Source organism: Brevibacillus sp. SIMBA_040, assembly GCF_046535075.1.
Classification (GTDB): Bacteria; Bacillota; Bacilli; order Brevibacillales; family Brevibacillaceae; genus Brevibacillus.
The window spans coordinates 33,627-51,926 of sequence record NZ_JAWRXI010000021.1; the positions used below are offsets into that span (position 1 = coordinate 33,627).

At 46.1% G+C, this 18,300-nt stretch carries 19 protein-coding genes and 1 other annotated feature; of the genes, 7 read left to right on the forward strand and 12 right to left on the reverse strand.

Annotated features, from left to right (window positions below; genetic code table 11):
• Window positions 1–6 precede the first annotated feature (6 nt).
• Both yfkAB and SB752_RS26610 read left to right on the forward strand, forming a co-directional pair.
• Entirely contained in the window at window positions 7–1,122 is a 1,116-nt protein-coding gene (gene yfkAB / locus SB752_RS26605; RefSeq protein WP_410718487.1) for a radical SAM/CxCxxxxC motif protein YfkAB, read from the forward strand.
• 32 nt (window positions 1,123–1,154) lie between these two features.
• On the forward strand, window positions 1,155–1,415 hold the full coding sequence (locus tag SB752_RS26610) for an alpha/beta-type small acid-soluble spore protein (RefSeq protein WP_410718488.1): 261 nt from the start codon (window positions 1,155–1,157) through the stop codon (window positions 1,413–1,415).
• 118 nt (window positions 1,416–1,533) lie between these two features.
• Here the strand turns inward: SB752_RS26610 and SB752_RS26615 are convergent, their stop codons facing one another.
• The 4 genes from SB752_RS26615 to SB752_RS26630 all read right to left on the reverse strand — a co-directional run bounded on the left by SB752_RS26615 (window position 1,534) and on the right by SB752_RS26630 (window position 5,358).
• Window positions 1,534–1,722 carry a hypothetical protein gene (locus SB752_RS26615; RefSeq protein WP_410718489.1) on the reverse strand — a complete coding sequence of 63 codons (189 nt, stop codon included), beginning with the start codon at window positions 1,720–1,722 and terminating at the stop codon, window positions 1,534–1,536.
• Between the two features lie 91 nt (window positions 1,723–1,813).
• The gene (locus tag SB752_RS26620) at window positions 1,814–2,191 is read right to left on the reverse strand and encodes a LysM peptidoglycan-binding domain-containing protein (RefSeq protein WP_410718490.1); all 378 of its coding nucleotides are present in this window, start codon (window positions 2,189–2,191) and stop codon (window positions 1,814–1,816) included.
• Between the two features lie 172 nt (window positions 2,192–2,363).
• Window positions 2,364–3,350: a tryptophan--tRNA ligase gene (gene trpS / locus SB752_RS26625; RefSeq protein WP_410718491.1), complete on the reverse strand. Its 987-nt coding sequence runs from the start codon at window positions 3,348–3,350 to the stop codon at window positions 2,364–2,366.
• Between the two features lie 104 nt (window positions 3,351–3,454).
• Window positions 3,455–3,708: a binding site (T-box leader), on the reverse strand.
• 117 nt (window positions 3,709–3,825) lie between these two features.
• Window positions 3,826–5,358, reverse strand: coding sequence for a fumarate hydratase (locus SB752_RS26630; RefSeq protein WP_410718492.1), 1,533 nt, complete (start codon window positions 5,356–5,358; stop codon window positions 3,826–3,828).
• Window positions 5,359–5,542: 184 nt separating this feature from the next.
• On the opposite strand from SB752_RS26630, the gene SB752_RS26635 reads away from it, so the two are divergent.
• The 3 genes from SB752_RS26635 to SB752_RS26645 all read left to right on the forward strand — a co-directional run bounded on the left by SB752_RS26635 (window position 5,543) and on the right by SB752_RS26645 (window position 9,084).
• Window positions 5,543–7,522, forward strand: coding sequence for a beta-propeller domain-containing protein (locus SB752_RS26635; protein WP_410718493.1), 1,980 nt, complete (start codon window positions 5,543–5,545; stop codon window positions 7,520–7,522).
• Window positions 7,523–7,603: 81 nt separating this feature from the next.
• Entirely contained in the window at window positions 7,604–8,293 is a 690-nt protein-coding gene (locus SB752_RS26640; RefSeq protein ID WP_410718494.1) for a tetratricopeptide repeat protein, read from the forward strand.
• 164 nt (window positions 8,294–8,457) lie between these two features.
• Window positions 8,458–9,084 carry a peptidyl-prolyl cis-trans isomerase gene (locus SB752_RS26645; RefSeq protein WP_410718495.1) on the forward strand — a complete coding sequence of 209 codons (627 nt, stop codon included), beginning with the start codon at window positions 8,458–8,460 and terminating at the stop codon, window positions 9,082–9,084.
• Between the two features lie 60 nt (window positions 9,085–9,144).
• Here the strand turns inward: SB752_RS26645 and SB752_RS26650 are convergent, their stop codons facing one another.
• From SB752_RS26650 to SB752_RS26685, 8 genes are all read right to left on the reverse strand, one after another.
• On the reverse strand, window positions 9,145–9,840 hold the full coding sequence (locus SB752_RS26650) for an MBL fold metallo-hydrolase (protein ID WP_410718496.1): 696 nt from the start codon (window positions 9,838–9,840) through the stop codon (window positions 9,145–9,147).
• Between the two features lie 85 nt (window positions 9,841–9,925).
• Window positions 9,926–10,717 (reverse strand): ABC transporter ATP-binding protein, encoded by a 792-nt coding sequence (locus SB752_RS26655; protein ID WP_410718497.1) that lies wholly within the window; start codon window positions 10,715–10,717, stop codon window positions 9,926–9,928.
• 216 nt (window positions 10,718–10,933) lie between these two features.
• A complete protein-coding gene (locus SB752_RS26660; protein ID WP_410718498.1) occupies window positions 10,934–11,371 on the reverse strand; it encodes a hypothetical protein in 438 nt (145 codons plus the stop codon).
• Window positions 11,368–12,195 carry a DUF3100 domain-containing protein gene (locus SB752_RS26665; protein ID WP_410718499.1) on the reverse strand — a complete coding sequence of 276 codons (828 nt, stop codon included), beginning with the start codon at window positions 12,193–12,195 and terminating at the stop codon, window positions 11,368–11,370. The genes SB752_RS26660 and SB752_RS26665 overlap by 4 nt, the downstream gene beginning before the upstream one ends.
• Window positions 12,196–12,222: 27 nt before the next feature.
• A complete protein-coding gene (locus SB752_RS26670; protein WP_410718500.1) occupies window positions 12,223–13,398 on the reverse strand; it encodes an amidohydrolase in 1,176 nt (391 codons plus the stop codon).
• 275 nt (window positions 13,399–13,673) lie between these two features.
• Entirely contained in the window at window positions 13,674–14,159 is a 486-nt protein-coding gene (locus tag SB752_RS26675; protein ID WP_410718501.1) for a hypothetical protein, read from the reverse strand.
• Window positions 14,160–14,285: 126 nt separating this feature from the next.
• Entirely contained in the window at window positions 14,286–15,815 is a 1,530-nt protein-coding gene (locus tag SB752_RS26680; protein WP_410718502.1) for an amino acid permease, read from the reverse strand.
• A gap of 18 nt (window positions 15,816–15,833) precedes the next feature.
• Complete coding sequence (locus tag SB752_RS26685) at window positions 15,834–15,971, reverse strand: hypothetical protein (protein WP_410718503.1); 138 nt, start codon at window positions 15,969–15,971, stop codon at window positions 15,834–15,836.
• Window positions 15,972–16,182: 211 nt separating this feature from the next.
• Here SB752_RS26685 and uvsE point away from each other — a divergent pair, with 211 nt between their 5' ends.
• Together uvsE and SB752_RS26695 are read left to right on the forward strand one after the other, a co-directional pair.
• A complete protein-coding gene (gene uvsE, locus SB752_RS26690) occupies window positions 16,183–17,115 on the forward strand; it encodes a UV DNA damage repair endonuclease UvsE (RefSeq protein WP_410718504.1) in 933 nt (310 codons plus the stop codon).
• A 320-nt stretch (window positions 17,116–17,435) separates the two neighbouring features.
• Entirely contained in the window at window positions 17,436–18,122 is a 687-nt protein-coding gene (locus SB752_RS26695) for a hypothetical protein (protein WP_410718505.1), read from the forward strand.
• Window positions 18,123–18,300: the final 178 nt, after the last annotated feature.

The following is an 18,300-nucleotide window of genomic DNA, read 5'->3' on the forward strand; positions in this document are numbered from 1 at the left end:
TCACAATTGATCCGCATGGTTCCAACTACACCACTAACACCTGGGCACGATCCATGGGAGCCGTTGTTAGGTGCGACACCGCCCGCCTATAAGCTAACCAGCGTCGAATTTACTGTCACAAATCTATGTAACCTCCGCTGTGAGCATTGTGCAGTTGGTGATACATTGCGATATAAGGACGATCCCGCTCTGCCAGTTGATCTGATTCTTCGTCGATTAGATGAAGCAAAAAATCTGCTTACTCTCAGTATAACAGGCGGAGAACCGATGTACAGCGAGCGGACTGTGAAAGAAGTGATTCTTCCGATCCTTCGCTATGCGACAAGCCGCGGTCTGCGTACGCAAATCAATTCCAACATGTCGATGCCGTTTTCGCGCTATGAGCTGATTCTGCCTTACATAGATGTCATGCACATTTCATGGAACTGGTCTACACCCGAAGAATTCCATGATATTGTTTACGCAAAAGCAAGACAGTCGGTTTCATCCAAACAGGCAGAAACTCTTTTTCACGGTATGATCGAAAATGTAAGGAAGCTTGCTGAGGCAGGAGTTTTTGTTTCTGCGGAGACAATGCTGAATCATCGAACATGGCCGAAACTTGAGATTCTTCATCGACAAATTCAGGAAATGGGCAGCAAAAGACATGAGGTGCATCCGATGTACGCCAGTGATTTTGCGCGTGAGCTGGATGTATTGTCTCTTGAAGAGCTTCGCCTGGCTGTTCATCGGATGCTTGATGTTCGCAATGAGGAGCTGTGGATGCTGTTTGGCACGTTGCCGTTTTTTGCGTGCAGTCCAGTAAAGGCTGACCGCGAACTGATCCGCCGTCTGCGCGAAGCCAAAAATGTCACGACCCGTAATGATCCTGATGGACGCAACAGACTCAACATCAACATTTTTACCGGCGAAGTGATTGTAACTGACTTTGGTGATGTCGAGCCGTTGGGCAACATCCAGACAGAATCATTACAACCGATGTTTGCAAAATGGCAAAAGCACACACTCAACCAAAAAACCAATTGCTTCTGTCCTGCTGCTTCATGTGCAGGACCGAATTTGCTCGTGGCCAATACGTACTATCCGCAGATTGATTTTACAAAGCGTAAAGCTTTAGTCTAATTGGGCATCCTATGGACAGAGGTGAATACTACATGAGTAGACGCAGACGTCCTCTCGTCCCCCATGCTCGAAGCGGACTTGATTCCCTGAAAGCCCGAGTAGCAAACGTAGATAACCCAGACCAGGCAAAATATGAAATTGCCCAGGAGATGGATATCCCGCTCCAGCATGGCTATAACGGCCAACTCCCTTCTCAAGCAGCTGGCCGCATTGGTGGTCGACTGGGCGGAAGCATGGTCAAGGAATTGGTTCGTATGGGTATGCATGCGATGAAGCAACAAGGAAACAAATAATGATGTAAGGAAGCATCACGGGAAACCCCTGCTCTGACTGTAACTGCAAACTGACAGAACCGCCTCCATGAAACTGGAAGCGGTTCTTTTGCATTCTCCTGTTTTGGTTCTGCAAAATTCAGCGGAGACGATCCAGCTTCTTCGCACTGGATTTACGCGGACCCAGCATCGTCCGACTAATAATGTTCACTTTATGGAACGAATCGAATACTTGGTCGATCACTTCTACCAGTTCCCTGATCTGCACCACTTTTCCATAGACGCCCATGAAATGGTGTCTTACGTTTTTTCCGTTTATCCCAAACATGGCCGCACCTCCTTCTGATCTCTACTACCACCATATGCACAAAGGGTGAAAGTGGAAATCAAGAATACAGGGAAAATTACTTCAGCTGCGCCTATTGACGCGGCTGCGTAGTTCCTGGCGGACGTGGACGGGGTGGTTGCGTTGGACGTGGCGGTGGTGGAGCTGGACGCTCCAGACGAGTGACACGAGTCTCTAAACGGGTAACCCGATTTTCCAAGCGATCAACGCGGTCACTCAGTCTCGTATAGTCATCACGAAGTGCATCCACACGTCTTTCCAAACGGTCAAGCCTGCGATCAACGGTATCAGTTGGTGCTGGTGTCGTTGCAATCGGGATGTACAGGTTTTGACCAACGTAAATGTAATACGGGTATGCAATATTATTTACACGGATCAACTCCTGAACCGGGACGCCAAATCGAGAAGCGATGCTGTTCAGTGTATCTCCCGAACGGACTACATAGTTCACGTATGACCACTCCTCCATGGTTTTATATACGTTATTAACCTATGCCCGCCTGGACCTAGTGGAAATAAACCAATACCCATTTTTCGAAGAATAGTCAAATACCCAGTATATTCGCCGTTGCAGGCGCTGTCCTACAAAGGCTCGACTTTTGATCCATAAACGTAAGTGTTGCTTAGAAATAGTTCATGCTCATTGCCTCACGTATTTCTTGCATGGTTTCCTTTGCTACAAGTCGCGCTTTTTCTGTACCAGACATCAGAATTTCATCGACCCTTTTCGGATTATTTTGGTACACAATTCTGCGTTCCCTCATTGGATCTAGTAAATCGTTGATCGATTGTGTAATTTTTTGCTTGCATTCGGCACATCCGATTTGTCCCTTTTTGCAGCTTTCATAAATCTCAGCGGAGCCTTCTTCCCGAAAAGCTTGGTGATAAGCATAGACGGGACATACTTCAGGATTGCCGATATCCGTTTTGTGGATTCGTGCAGGGTCCGTCTTGGCTTTTTTTAACTTCTCACTGACCTCTTCCGCGGTGGAATCCAACTGAATGGAATTTCCAAGGCTCTTGCTCATTTTATTGTTTCCGTCGAGTCCAACGAGTCGTGGAACCTCTCCAACTAGTGCCCTTGGTTCTACCAATACAGGCTTATACAGCTGGTTAAAGCGCCGCACGATTTTTCTGGTTTGTTCAATGTGAGGTACCTGATCCTCTCCAACCGGGACCAGCGTTGCCTTGCAAAACGTGATATCTGCTGCTTGACTTACCGGATAGCCAAGGAATCCATAGTACATATCCTGAAATCCGCGTTCCACAGCCTCCGCTTTAATCGTAGGATTGTGGCGAAGGGAATTGACTGTCACAAACATGGAAAAGTACGTCGCAAGCTCAGCAATCTCCGGAATCAGCGACTGGATAAATATGGTGGCCTTATTCGGGTTCATTCCTACGGCTAAATAGTCCAACGCTACATTGCGCAAGTTTTGTTTGATCAACTCCGGGTTTTCGAAGTGGGTAGTCAGTGCTTGCACATCTGCTAGGAGCAGGTATGTTTCATATTGATGTTGCAGCTCCACTCGATTCTTTAAACTGCCAACGTAATGTCCAAGGTGAAGCTTTCCCGTAATCCGATCCCCTGTTAAAATACGCTCTTTCATTTCTGATCCTCCCTAATAATTGGCTTATGTCGCGTACATTTGAGAACCACCAACCGTCATCCATGGACATCCCCCCTTTCAAAGAATACAAAAAACCCCGCCCAACAAAGGACGAGGTTATCGTGGTACCACCTTTTTAATCGCAACAAGCGATTCACTCTAAAGTACGGCAAAAATATGAAATCCTTGCGATACTCCTCTCTTGATAACGGCGAGAGAATCCCGGCAACACCTACTTGTTGTTCAGCGAAGCGATTCAGAAGTCCATTCGGTATCAGGTGAGGATCGGTTCGCAGCAACCACCGACTCTCTGGGCCTCATGATCTGATACGTACTTGCTCTTCGTCAACATCGTTAATCCGTTCCTATATGATTTCGACAATAGTAAACGGAAGTGATGAAGAAATCAACTGAATCTTTACGAAAAAAACCTCCAGCTGCACTATCCGTGCGCCAGAGGCTTTCCACAATCTTCTTATTTGAATACTGGTTCTGCAAATTGAGCCAATTTCTCGAGGGAGGATTTTTCTACATCAGCATGCAAGCTGTTTCCGTGAGAATCCATCGTTACAATCGCAGCAAAGCCTTTTACGCGCAGATGCCACATTGCTTCCGGAATACCAAATTCCATGAAGTCGACACCTTCTACTTTTTCCAAGCATTCAGCATAATATTGAGCGGCTCCACCGATCGCATTGAGGTAAACCGCTCCATGCTCACCCAGTGCTTTCAACGTTTTCGCACCCATGCCGCCTTTACCGATCACAGCGCGGATACCAAACTTTTTGATAATATCGCCTTGGTATGGCTCCTCGCGAATCGAGGTAGTAGGGCCTGCTGCTTTTACATGCCACTCGCCAGCTTCGTCCTTGAGCATAACTGGACCGCAGTGATAAATAATCCCGCCATTCATATCAACCGGGCAATCGTTTTCCATCAGGTAGCTATGCAGGGCATCACGTCCTGTGTGCATTTCACCATTGATGATGACCACGTCGCCTACCTTCAGGCTGCGGATTTGCTCTTCGGAAATCGGTGCTTGCAGAACAACTTCACGACGAGTTTCTCCAGCTTCAGCAGTTGCTGCTGGAGTGAGGTCCATCTTCACTACTTCATCTTTATACAGGTAGCGTTTGATCTCACCTGTCTCTGGGTTAAGTCGTACGCCTTGACGACGGAATGCCCAGCAGTTGTACGCAACAGATACGAAGAAGCTTGCTGGCAGGCGGTTTTCAACACCGATCTTACAGCCGAGCAGCGTAGCGTTTCCGCCAAAGCCCATGGTTCCGATACCCAATTGGTTCGCAGTTTCCATGATGTAGTCTTCCAGCTTGGCCAAATCAGCGTTTGGATTTACATCGTCCACACGGCGGAACAATTGATGTTTCGCAAGTGCGTATCCAGATGTGCGGTCTCCACCGATCCCAACTCCGATGAAGCCGGCACTACAGCCTTGACCTTGTGCTTGGTAAACCGCATGCAGAATGCATTTGCGAACGCCATCCAGATTGCGTCCCACTTTTCCGAGGCCTTCGAGCTCACAGGGCAGAGAATATTGAATGTTCTTGTTCTCACAGCCGCCGCCCTTGAGGATCAGCTTGATTTCAATATCGTCCTCTTCCCATTGTTCAAAATGGATCACAGGAGTACCAGGACCGAGGTTGTCCCCGCTGTTTGCTCCTGTTAAGGAATCAACAGAGTTGGAACGCAGCTTGCCTGTTTTTGTCGCTTCTACAATTGCTTCTTTAATTGCCTTTTTAATGATAATTTGGTTAACTCCCACTGGAGTTTTTACCTCGAATGTCGGCATGCCTGTGTCCTGACAGATTGGGGAAACATTCTCTTCTGCCATGACCACGTTTTGCGTGATTGTAGACAAAGAGATCGCTGCGCGTGTACCCAAATCTTCATTCACTTTTGCAGCATTGACAGCACGACGTACGTCTGGTGGCAGATTTGTGGAGGTATCGGTAATCAGTTCCAGGATGCTTTGCTTCAAGTTTTCCATCTATGACGCCCCTTTTGACGAAGTGGTGTGATTGGTATCCTAAACCGCCTACTATTATAGCACATGCTGTCCTACCTGTCCGTAGATTGCAGCCCAAAGCTATATAAGTGAAACACTTCTGAGCGTGACATCGTCTTATTCTCAGGAAGCTTTCAAGCCAGAAGACGACCGAAGGAGGATCACTATGAAAAAAAGGCGTGTTAGCCTTTTAACAGCTGCACTCTTCCTAGCGATTACGCCGTTTCTTTTTGCAAATGGCGCCATGCAGGAAACAACAGCACTAGCAGCAGATAAGGACGGACTTCCTGTAGTTGGTTCTTACGATCAGTTGAAAAAACTGCTGAAAACAACTGAAACGAGCATCATGTACAAGTACGGTGTTACTGCTCCGCAAAGCGTCGTCCCCCCGCAAAATGCTTCTCTAGAAATGGCGGCCGCAGCGCCGGATTCTTCCTCCGACTATTCCACGACGAACACGCAGGTACAGGGGGTAGACGAAGCCGACATTGTCAAATCTGACGGAACTTATCTTTATCAAGCGACGAATGCCGAAGTGCGAATTATCAAGGCTTTCCCGGCTGATCAGCTGAAAGTCGAATCACGAATCACGTATGAGAACGGATTGTTCCAGCCGCTTGAGATGTACGTCGATGAAAAAAGACTTGTCGTGATCGGGCAAGCAACTGAGGTCTCATCGTCACCCACTCCTGCATCGAGCGCACCTTCCGTTCAAGCATACAAAATCGGTATCCCCAGGCAGCCAGAAAAACAAACAGTCAAAGCGCTTGTATACGATCTCTCGAACAAAAAGCATCCACAGCTCACTCGTCAGGTCGAAGTAGAAGGTCAATATCTGTCTTCCCGCAAAATTGGCGCAAGCCTGTACATGACCGCAAACAGCTATGTAAACACGTACAGAATTCTTCAGGAGCAGGGAGAAATACCGGGTCCAATCTATCGTGACAGCGTCCAAGGCGATGGCTATAAAACCATTCCCTACAGCGATATACGGTACTTTCCTGAACGAATACAGCCCGACTACTTGATGGTCGCAGGGGTCAACCTCGATGATCCTAAACAAAAAATGTCCATGAATACGTACCTGGGCGCTGGTGAAAACATATATGCCTCAAAGGAAAATTTGTATGTCGCTGTGACCGAGTATAAAGCTGCTTCGTTGCCTACCCAGTCAAAAGAATCCTTTGCACCGGAAATCATGGTTGTGCCCGCAAACGAAATCAGCACCAATGTGTATCGTTTCGCCATGGATCATGGGACGCTCACCTACTCCGGAAAAGGAGCTGTCCCGGGCCGTATACTCAATCAATTTTCGCTAGATGAACATGACGGATATTTGCGGGTAGCGACCACGAGCGGCGAAATGTGGCGTACGGATGAATATACATCCAAAAACAATTTGTATGTGCTGGACGACGAGCTCTCCATTTACGGCAAGCTGGAAGGAATCGCACCAGGAGAACGCATTTACTCTGTTCGATTTATGGGTGATCGCGCCTACATGGTGACCTTCAAAAACGTTGATCCACTGTTTGTACTGGACCTGACCAAGCCGAAAGCGCCAACGATTCTGGGTGCACTCAAAATACCAGGCTACAGTGAGTACCTCCATCCCTATGACGAAAACCATATTATCGGTTTTGGCAAGGAAGCAGAATCAGATAAAGACATGGCGTATTACCAAGGAATGAAGGTCGCTCTCTTTGATGTATCAGATGTCTCTCATCCAAAAGAAAAATTCAAAACCGTAATTGGCGATCGAGGAACGAATTCCGAGCTGTTGTACAATCACAAGGCTCTCCTCTTCTCAAAAGAAAAGGACCTCTTGGCGTTTCCTGTGACGGTATACGAATGGACGCCAGAACAAAAGGCTGTAGGTAACATTCGTGATTATGGCCAATTCACTTTCCAGGGAGCATATGTGTATCACCTCACTTTACAAAAAGGCTTTACCCTTGCAAATCGAATTACCCATCTCGACGAGCAAGACATGAAAAAGGCTGGCGATGGCTGGTACGAGAGCGAAAAAAATATTAATCGAATCCTTACTATTAATGACACGATCTACACCGTTTCGGACAGTTATGTCAAAGCACATCAGCTTTCTACGAAGCGGCAAGTAGGAACTCTACGACTGACGAAATAGCGGCAATGCTCTGTCATGCGGACTGGTTCTGTGCTAAGATGAGTAAGTGAACGTAGCGTTAGATAGAAAGGGTGTCCCTACGTGGATTATCTTAGTCTTAATTTGACATCAACACTTGCAGGGTTAGCAGCTGTGATTATGGTTATGTTCCTTCGGCTCCACTGGCCCTTTCGCTTCCAATATATGGCCAATCTGTTTAAACGCAGGCTGGACGTTCGGCTTCGCTTTCTGGATGCTTCTTATCGCAAGAACCGTTCGCGCTCAGTAGCCATGCTGGATAAATCTACTCACGAAATCATGAGTGGCAATTATGAACTGGCGGAAAAGTTTATTGTACAAGGAATAAACGTATGCAAAGAGCAGCCCTCTTTGTTTAATCAAGCCATGATTCACTATTTGTTCTATAATCTGGCGGTTGTCTACTATTCGTCTGGACGCTATAGTGAGGCTTTAGAAGTGGCATTTCGCATTTATCAGCGTGATCAAGGCATGACAGATTCACTCGCGCTGATTGCTTGCTCACATGCTCGTTTGGGAGAGGTCGACAGCGCTCTCGAAGCGTATAATCTTATAGCTCGCAAACGATCCGCTCGTGATTGGAAGCTTTTCTGCCTAGCCGAGATTGAGGCAGCCAAAGGAAACTATGAGCATGCCCTCACCTACCTGCGTCAATTAATGGGAAAATCGTCGGCCAGCTTTTTGCATCTCAATCGTTCCGAGCTGGAAAAACGTTTGGAGGAATGGCAAAAAGCCGATACGGAGGCAGGCTAAAATCACCCTCCGCTATGTTTCACACGACCGCACATGCGTTTTTCGTGTGCGGTTTTTGATTGGGGAGTAATTGTGTAAATCTTGTAGAGACAAGCTTTCATTTTCCCCCCGTAATTCTGCCTTACAATAGTAAGCATACATGCATGAAAGAGAGGATTTTTCTAATGAAAAAATTTGATGTAACCATTCTTACTGTATCTGTACTTATACTTGGACTTGTTGGAATAGGATTTACCCAAGCCAACGGGGCACCCACTGACTCTACAGGTTCTATTGTCGGAAAGGTTGGCAGTTTGAACATTACTCAAAATCAAGTTTATGAAGAAATGAAAGGAAATGTTGGAAAGGATGCAATGACGAATGTCGTTGCAACTGAACTATTTAAATTAGAATCAAAAGCTCAAGGAATTACAGTATCTGAGAAAGAATTAGACGATGTTATTAACGAAGTCAAAGAGAAAACGAAAACACCTGAAAAATTCCAAGCGTATCTGGAAGATAGAGGCTTGGATGAGCAAGGGCTTCGCGATAAGACCAAGCTTATTATGTTACGTGACAAGCTGGTTGAAAAGGCATATCCTGTCACTGAGGAACAAATCAAAGAGTATTATGAAAAGAACAAAGATAAGCTCGACATTTCTTCTTTAGAAGAAGGGCGTAAGGAAATTACAGAAAAAGTGAAAGAAAAAAACAGACGAAAAAACAGTGTATTGTGGATGGAAGATATGACCAAAAAGTATCAGGTTAAAATTTTTGATCCTGCCCTTGATTACACCATTGAGCAAAAATAACTCAACGAAAAAAAGACTTCTGTTCCACCTTCACTGGTGACAGAAGTCTTTTTTACTTGCTTATGGTTTGACAAGTGAAATCAATTCTTGAATAAAAGGGACGATCTCTCCTTGAAAGATTAAGCCATGACCGGTAGCCAAGCATTCGATTGGCCAATCCAACAAAATTTCCAATCCAGCCGCGTAGGCAAGCGCTCGTTCAGGTTCCTTCTGTGCGAAAGCTTTGACGTATTCTTTATACGCCGTCCTGCATTCATCCTCGGTTCCGACGATTTGTCCCAGCTCTGCTTTTGACTCTCCAAAAATGAGATGATCACCGACAAAACAGACTTTGCTTTGCGGATCAAAAAAAGCGACGGAGCCTTCTGTATGAAATGGCAGCTGTCTAAATCGGAGGACTGGCAGGTCACCACCAGCCCCGGTAAACGTATGACCGAACATTGTTTGCGAAAAATCGTCCAGCTCATAATAATCCTCTAAGTGAATCCAATTATTGCGAGAAGGAAACAAGTCAGCATTCCCTATATGATCCGCGTGTCGATGCGTAAAGTAAACGTACTCAATTTGCTCAGCTTTGACGCCTATCTCCTCAAGCGCCTGTTGAAAGTATGCACGCTGCTTGCGCAGATGGGTATCAATCACCACAAACGCATCACCCTTTTGGATCACATAGCTGTTGATAAAGCTATTCCATGCTTCTTCATAGGTGATGATCGCCCAGGTGGAGTCCGTGATCGGTGCAATCGCATTGGTCATGCCTCCATCTCTCCTCTCCTCCCAGATACAGTTCCTTACTTCTATTATACACAATCATACTCAAGCGTGCTGATTCTACTGACACTTACCTCACAGAAGCCTCTTCTCCGAGGCTAATCCACGCACGTCCTTGTGACTTCTGGACGTGTACGGGGACACCAAAAAACCGTGTTAACCGATCAGCAGTCAATACCTCCTGAGACGGTCCAACTTGATCAACCGTACCTTCCTTGAGCAAAAGCGTATGCGTAAAGCATGGCAAAATTTCTTCGATATGATGGGTTACATACAATAGAGTTGGACCATCAGGCTGAGCCGCAATTTTTTCGATCATGGCCAGCAATTGCTCACGAGATAAGAGGTCCAGACCCGTACATGGTTCATCTAAAATCAACAGCTTTGGTGAAGCCATCAATGCACGAGCAATCAGTACCTTTTGGCGTTCACCTTGGGACAATGCTGAAAAAGGGCGATTTTTTAACGCTTCACAGCCAAATGTATGGAGTAATTCCTCTGCCTTCTTCTTATCCTCGTCTGATGGAACCGAATATAGTCCGATCGTCGCTTCCCGTCCGCTCAAAACAATTCGATAAGCTGTTTCATGATCATGGAGCTGGGCAATTAAGGCCGTACTGACCCACCCAATCGTTTTTCGCACTTCACGCAAATCTACCGTTCCATACAAATTCCCCAATACACTTACTTCTCCAGATGTAGGCCACGTATAACCACAGATTATTTTTAATAGACTCGTTTTACCCGAACCGTTCAATCCCACGAGACACCAGTGTTCTTTTTCGCGAACCTGCCAGCTTATGTCCTGCAGGATAGTTGTTTCGTCTCTTTGCCAGGTCACATTTTTTACATCTATAATCATGCTTGTTTCCACTCCTAGCTCTCTTTTTTTCCCCGTAATCTTTCTGATTATTAAGAGTATACCTGTCCTTACCCATTCGTTCAATTCTTTTCTATGTATAAAAACGGCTCTGCGGGGTCCGTCCTCAGCTTGTGTGCCAAGCTGGATCGATGCGATTGGAAAAAACCTCCATAAGCTTGAAGCTGCTCACAGAGGTTCAATAATGTTGTGTGGAAACTAAAATTTTTCTTGAATTTTGAATACTATTTCTGCAAACAGTGTTGCAAACAAGAATGTTCCGGTGAAGACAACCAGTGATACGACAACAATCCTCCAGCTGAGCTCTTTAAACAAGTGAATGTCCTTCCCTAAAGACAGACCTGCGTAAGCGAGAATCGGTGTAGCAAGTGCCAACAAATTGATCTTCGCAATCGATGCTGCGAAATATTCATTTCCTGGGAAGATTGGAGATGTTGCGATCATAGCGAACAACGAAATCCAGACAATCACAGGAGATTTGAATGGCAAAATTTTGGTGAAGCCCATCCCGATCAAGGTAACTACTGCGAGGAGCAAAATACCTGGCAATCCTTCTGCTGGTCCTACTCCGTATCCGATCCAGTTTCCGATAAGAGCGATGAGTCCAATGAGTAAAATGGTCAGTACTTGATTCATGCGCTACGTCTACCTCCTTCTGTAGAGGAAGCATTTTTGCGTCCGAGAACAGGCTCAAGCCATTTGTACAAGCGCTGAGTGAGAGGCAACGAAATGAAGATACACACATAAGTTCCGACAATACTCATCATCAAGTTAGCTGCACCCGAGTAAAAAGCGATTTCTTTTGTTGCTTCCGGGAAAATAACAGCGAGTGATCCAGTTGCTGCTGCCATCATACTTCCTGAACCAACCGCGGCTCCCATCGCCAAGGAAATCGGGTGAAACAGTCCACTACTTCCTAACAGACTCGCTAAAATAGACATATAAATGGCACCAAACAAGGTTCCGCAAATATAAACTCCCAATGCTCCGCGTGCTTCCGCAGAATTCGCTCCGAATTTGTCAACGATAATCGCGAGGTTTGGTTCACGGTCGAGAGAATACGTAGCCCCGATCGATTCACGCTTCAAACCGAGCCACAAAGCAACAGGCAAGCCCAGAGCAATCGTACCTACAATGTGGCCAACTTCCTGTACGAGCAGCGATACGCCAGAACCAAGCAGCTTTGGCAGCTCAGGTCCGATGTTTGCTCCCAGCTTGGCAATAAAGAGGAGGAAGGAGATTCCCAAAATATTGGCCGCGGCGTTCATTTCTTTCTCTTTCAGAAACTTAAATTTAGGCCAGCTGATCACGCCTCCTAAAACAAGTGCATACAACATGGGAAACAACGCGATGACACCGATGCCTATGTTGATTTTCTTTGTTCCGATAAACTCCGTCACTGCCACAAGTGCAAGCACAAGTATATGGAGCTTGTACACATTAGCGCGTCCCTCAGTCATAATCTTCCCCCAGTTCGGTCTTTTCTGTTATTCCATTACTACTTTTTCCGCTGCACGAATGAACAGCTCTACGCCGCGGACGAGACAATCCTCATCAAAATCAAACCGCGGATGGTGATGCGGATAAGTAAAGCCTTTTTCCGGATTCCCTGCGCCCAATTGAATGAAGCACCCTGGCGCTTTTTTCAGATACTCGGAGAAGTCCTCTCCTGGCATAACTGGGTCAATGAAAACAATATCTTCTTCTCCCCAACGCTCCCGAATCGTATCTTCCATCAGCTTCGTCACGTTTTGATCGTTGACAACGGAAGTGTAGCCCAGTGAATACGTAAACTCATAAGACGCTCCATGTGCGTCTGTAATGCCTTTGACAATTTTCTCAATCCAGATCGGAATATTCTTGCGGATTTCCTCATCGAAGCAACGCGTAGAGCCTGTGATGGTCAGCGTGTCTGGAATGATGTTGTAGGCTGTTCCTGCATTCAGCATGGTTACGGAAATCACGACTTTGTCGAGTGCACTCACATTACGAGAGACAATTTGCTGCAAATGGCTGATAACAGAAGCACCAATCACGATTGGATCGACTGTCATTTCCGGTTGGGACGAGTGACCGCCTTTTCCTTGGATCGTAATGTCAAAACGATCTGTGGAGGACGTCAGAGCCCCATATAAAACACCGAACTTGCCAACTGGCAAATAAGACGCCAAGTGAATTCCGATGATCGAGTCCATGCCATCAGCTGCTCCAGATCTCACGATTTCAGCAGCTCCACCTGGTGGCAACTCTTCCGCATGCTGGAAAATGAAACGTACTTCACCTTTGATCTTGTCTTTGTAGCCTGAAAGAATCTTGGCTGCACCCAGCAGCATAGCCGTATGACCATCATGTCCACACGCATGCATAACACCCGGCTGGTTAGAAGCATAAGGCACTTGATTTTCCTCATGAATCGGCAGGGCGTCGATATCTGCACGTATTCCCAGCACCTTGCCAGGCTCGGAACCTATGAGCCGAGCAACGATACTCGTCTTCGTCGGACGGGACAGCTCTAAATTACCAAAAGATTCTAACGTTTCATACACAAATTGAGACGTCTTGTCTTCCTGGAACGATAATTCCGGATGTTGATGAAGATATCTGCGCCAAGCAACCACCTGCTCCGCTACCTCGGCAGCCAGCTTCTCTGCATTCCAACTCATGTTATCCACTCCTTTTACCCAGTCAAACGTACTACCTTTGATTAGTTAAGTAAAATTAAAAAAAATAGCTTGATGTGAATTTTATCATGCTTTTTTAAAAATAACAAATGTCCATTTCAGGCGGATACTTTTACAGTTTTATCCTCCTAGCTTGTCTATTTATAAGTTATTTTAGAATTATTCGGCGATTATGTCCATTCTAAATAAACAATAAAAACGATAAAAAAAATTTATTGAGTGATCTTTAAATTATTCGCTTTGTAAACCCTTACATTTCACAAATTAATAGCAAAAATGCCAAATTCACTTCCAAATTGGCCCAGCCAAAGTTCACCGTCACCAACCATCACGCCTTGAGCATTGACAAATGTATTCGTCACGTTTTGCTGGAGTAGCGCCTGTCTCACGTTTCCGGTCATAATCTGATCATATTCTGTCAAAAATTGTTCTTCATCGTGGACAAAACGGCTTGCACCCTCTTTGTTTACACGGAGCGGATATTTCACGTGTTTGGCTACCTTGTTCTTGTCTCCTCTTTTTACTGCCTGTTGCAATTGGCCAAAAAACGCTTCAAACGCAGCCGGATTAGTAATTCCTGCTACCTCATAACGATTTGGTTTTTGCTCGCCTTCCCCCAATCTATGGATGGCATAACAGCTTGCAGCTTCAACAGGATGTGAAATCTCTGCTGCTAGACAATTTGCTGGAGACATCAAAAGTGCGCCTCCAAAAACAACCGCACTCCAACGCTTATGGTTCATTCTCTCTCCATCCCTTCCATCTGTGTTCATTCTCTTATGGTCTCGCTGCCAGACTTCCCTTATGCAAAAATAGCCCCCATTGCCAAAATAATTTGGCTAACGGGAGCTACTGTTTTTTGCGAGCTATTACTCTGTAAATTTTGCTTCTTGCCGCTCGATCTCTTCATCAGAAGTGCCAAGTGCTGCCTGGGGACCCTCAAAATGCTTTTTGTAATACGCCACATCCATAATCAAAAGCACAACGAACATCCCGATCAGGGCATAGCCTGCTGTTTCATTCGGTGGAATCACCATCATGACGCAAATAAACACGATCCAGATAAGGCTCAGAACGTTAATAGGCTTGCTCCAGCTTCCCAAGCTCCACGGACCGTAATGCTTTTTCTGAAATAGCCCATTCGCCTCTGCACGTAGCTTCAAATATAGCGGTACACCATAGGCTACATAGAGCCCTACGACGCTAACGGCTGTCAAAAAGGCAAGTGTCGTATAGGTTGTGTTCGGATTTATTGTTTTGATAATGTAATCAAACAAGGCGAGGGCAAAGGAAAGAATAATGACGAGCCAAATCGCTTTTGCCGGGGTCCTGTATTTTCTGGATATCTCAGCCCAATGACGACTCCACGGCATCCCTTTGTCACGTGAAAACGCATATAGCATGCGAGAGAAGGAGGTAATAGAAGCCAGACCGCAGAACCACATCGCAAACGTAACCAGCCATAATATAACCGAACCAAATGTTCCGCCCAACGCTTCACTAATGACGTAAATGAATGCATTATCTGCCTCACTAGCGGCAGCTGCATTCTTGATGGAAAGCGTGACAAATGCGAGCATGATAAAACCAAAAATAAAGGAAAAGGCCACTGAAGTGAAAATCCCCCAGGCTGCGCGAACCCGTGGATTAATCGTTTCTTCAATCGTGTGAGCGGAAGCATCGTACCCGGTAAACGTCCACTGCGCTTGCAAAAGACCAATTAAAAAGGCGATGGCATACGGTTTATCAGAAAAGGTTTGACCGACCTGGAAAAGATAGTCGAGTGGTTGTAGCTCGTGACGTGAGAAAAATACAAGACTGCCAACCAGAATGACGACAACGCCGATATGATACCACGCGGAAAAATCGTTGAGCCTTGCGACCAGTCTGATGCCAATGTGATTGAATGTCCCATGGAGCAGCAAGGTAATGCCAAACAGGATCAAAGTTGTCGTCTCTGTTGAGGTATAGCCAAAAGCACTTGCGAGTAGCGGATCAGCGAACAAGGAAAAGGAGTAATCAATCCCTGCCACAATTCCGATTTGCCCGATCAGGTTAATCCAGGCGGTATACCATCCCCATCTTTTACTCCCTAAAATCGCTGCCCAGTGATACAATGCCCCTGCTGTTGGAATTGCTGATGCTAGCTCGGACATGGATGCTGCAATCAAAATGACAAACAACGCTACAATTGTCCAGCCGAACCCCATCATGCCTGAGCCACCATAAAACAGTCCATGTCCGTAAAGAGAAACGGCGCCTGTTAAAATGGAAATAATGGAAAACGAAATGGCAAAATTAGAAAATCCACCCATGTCTCGCAAAAGCTCTTGTGCATAGCCAAATTTATTCAGGTCTTTTTTGTCCTCGAGTAGCTGGTGCTCTTTTCCCGGCTTCATTCGTTATCCCTCCCCCGATTACGAATTCGATTTGGAGCCGATAAAGCTTTCGTGCTTGCTTTCATCAAATTTGCGAACGTTTTCGTTAGCTCGGTAGCCAATCGCTACAGCAACACCAATGGTAACCAGGATTAGAATCGCGCCAAGCCAGAGCATACCTTTCCCTCCTTTTCTCCTACATTTTTCTACATGACCAGGCGGCTGGATTAGTACATTTTACGTTTTAAAATGGAGGCTATACCAATTGGGTTGGTCTAAAAGACACTTGTGAAGGTTATCCCTTGGATGGGAAGTTTTCAGGCAAAGCATCAGAGGAAGCATCGGGAATACTAACATCACGACGCTGCCTTTAAAGGGAGGGAATTCCTTGATCCGTTTGGGCTATGCCTGCATTAGCGTAAACACCAAAAACAATCCAAACAAAAAAACGACTGTTGCCCAGGTGAACAAGCTGGAGCCTCAAGCGAGACTGAAAAAATTACGTCAAGTATTGCAGACCAATTTCTTTAATTTGCTGGATCTTCTTGCTTACAATGTAGAAAGGCAAATTTTTTTGTATCGGCTTCCCTCGGAGTTTGTTCCCCTAGCCACTCACCAGGTTTCAGCTGAATGGGATTGGGCCAAAGAGTTTGAGTGGGACTTTCAAAAAGCCGGGGAATTCATTCGCAAAAACGGAATTCGTATGACAGCCCATCCAGGCCATTTCAATATTCTCAATAGCGATAAACCAGCTGTCGTTGAATCGACGATTGCAGATTTTTCCTATCATGCGCGTGTATTTGACTTGCTCGGATTAGACGACAACTCGGTATTAGTCACTCATGTCGGCGGTGTGTTTAACGATAAGCCATCTTCTCTGGATCGGTTTGCGAGCAATTTTGAGCATCTGCCAGAGTCAGTAAAAAAACGGCTTGTGCTGGAAAATGACGATACCTCCTTCACGATGCGTGAGGTTCTGGAGCTGGCCGAACGACTTGGTATTCCTATGGTTTTTGATATCCATCACCACATGTGTCATTCAGATGGTGAAGACTGGGTTGAATACTTGCCGAGAATCATTCAAACCTGGGGAGACCGCACACCAAAAATGCATCTGTCGTCGCCAAAGTCAGAACGAGAATTCCGCGCTCATGCCGATAATATTGACGTGGATCAATTCATCCAATTCGCCTCCGCCCTGAGCAATTACAACGTAGATATCATCCTGGAATGCAAAAACAAAGATGATGCCCTCCTGACGCTGCGCCGCGAATTGAAGAAAAAAGGAATTAGTGTCGAAGCATTCGCGGAACAAACCTGACAAAAAAACGTCAAAGAACGCCAGTGTATGAGCTGGCGTTCTTTGATATGTTTGGAGCATTTTAGAAGGAACAACCGCAATCACAGCTGCAGTCGTGTTGTCCCGACGAGGAATGTCTGTACCCGAACGATGAGGACGAACCGCGTCCTGCCGAGCTGCTGCCTTTATGATGCCAGGATTGGCAACGATCGTGATAATGCTTCATTCTCCGCTGATGGTGTCTGTAGTGCTTGCGGTATTCGTTGTATTTACGGCGATTATCGCGGTGTTTTTCGCATTTATGGTGAAAATATTGCATCCGGTCCATGTGGAACTGGAATTTGAACAAGTACAGTTCTACTTCCATGCCAGATTCTATTCTATGTCTTGGGGGCATCGCATTTGGTGATGCATTTGGTGGCGCATTTGGTGGTCTTCTGTTAGGCATCATCGAACTAGGAGGCATGGGGTTGGCAGGTCTGCGGTTAGGCAGGATTGGATTGGATGGTCTCATGTTCGGTGGCATCGGGTTTGATGGTCTCATGTTCGGTGGCATCGGGTTTGATGGGCGCATGTTTGGCGGCATTGGGTTGGATGGGCGCATGTTTGGCGGCATTGGGTTTGATGGTCTCATATTTGGTGGCATTGGATTGGATGGGCGAATGTTTGGTGGCATTGGATTGGATGGGCGAATGTTTGGTGGCATTGGATTTGCTGGCATCCGGTTCGGTGTCTTCGGTATGTTTGGATTGGGCGCAGGCATGATTGGTCTTTGCGGCATGGGGCGCACTGGCTTTACCGGTTGTGGACTGGGCATTTCAGAAGATGGATTCATTGGTGACGGTTTCATCGGTGAAGGATTAACCGGTGATGGCATCGAAGGAGACGGCAGCATAGGTGATGGCATTGGCATACTTGAGGAAGGCGGCTTCGGCATTTCTTTAGGACGCCTCGGCTGTGCAGGAGGCATAGGCGGCATTTTACGTCGCTTTTCCACGGAATCATACACGTCCTTTCGGATAAACTAACACAGTACATGGTATGACATATATCCCGCTCAAGAAACGACACTTGCCCAGTTTACAAAAATGGACTAAGCCCGTTTTTTTCAAATTAGTGCAGTCGCCGTGACAATATACATCTTGACTGCACGAATTCATCGGTTACAATAAAACGACAAGTGATAATAATCAGACAGATGCATGT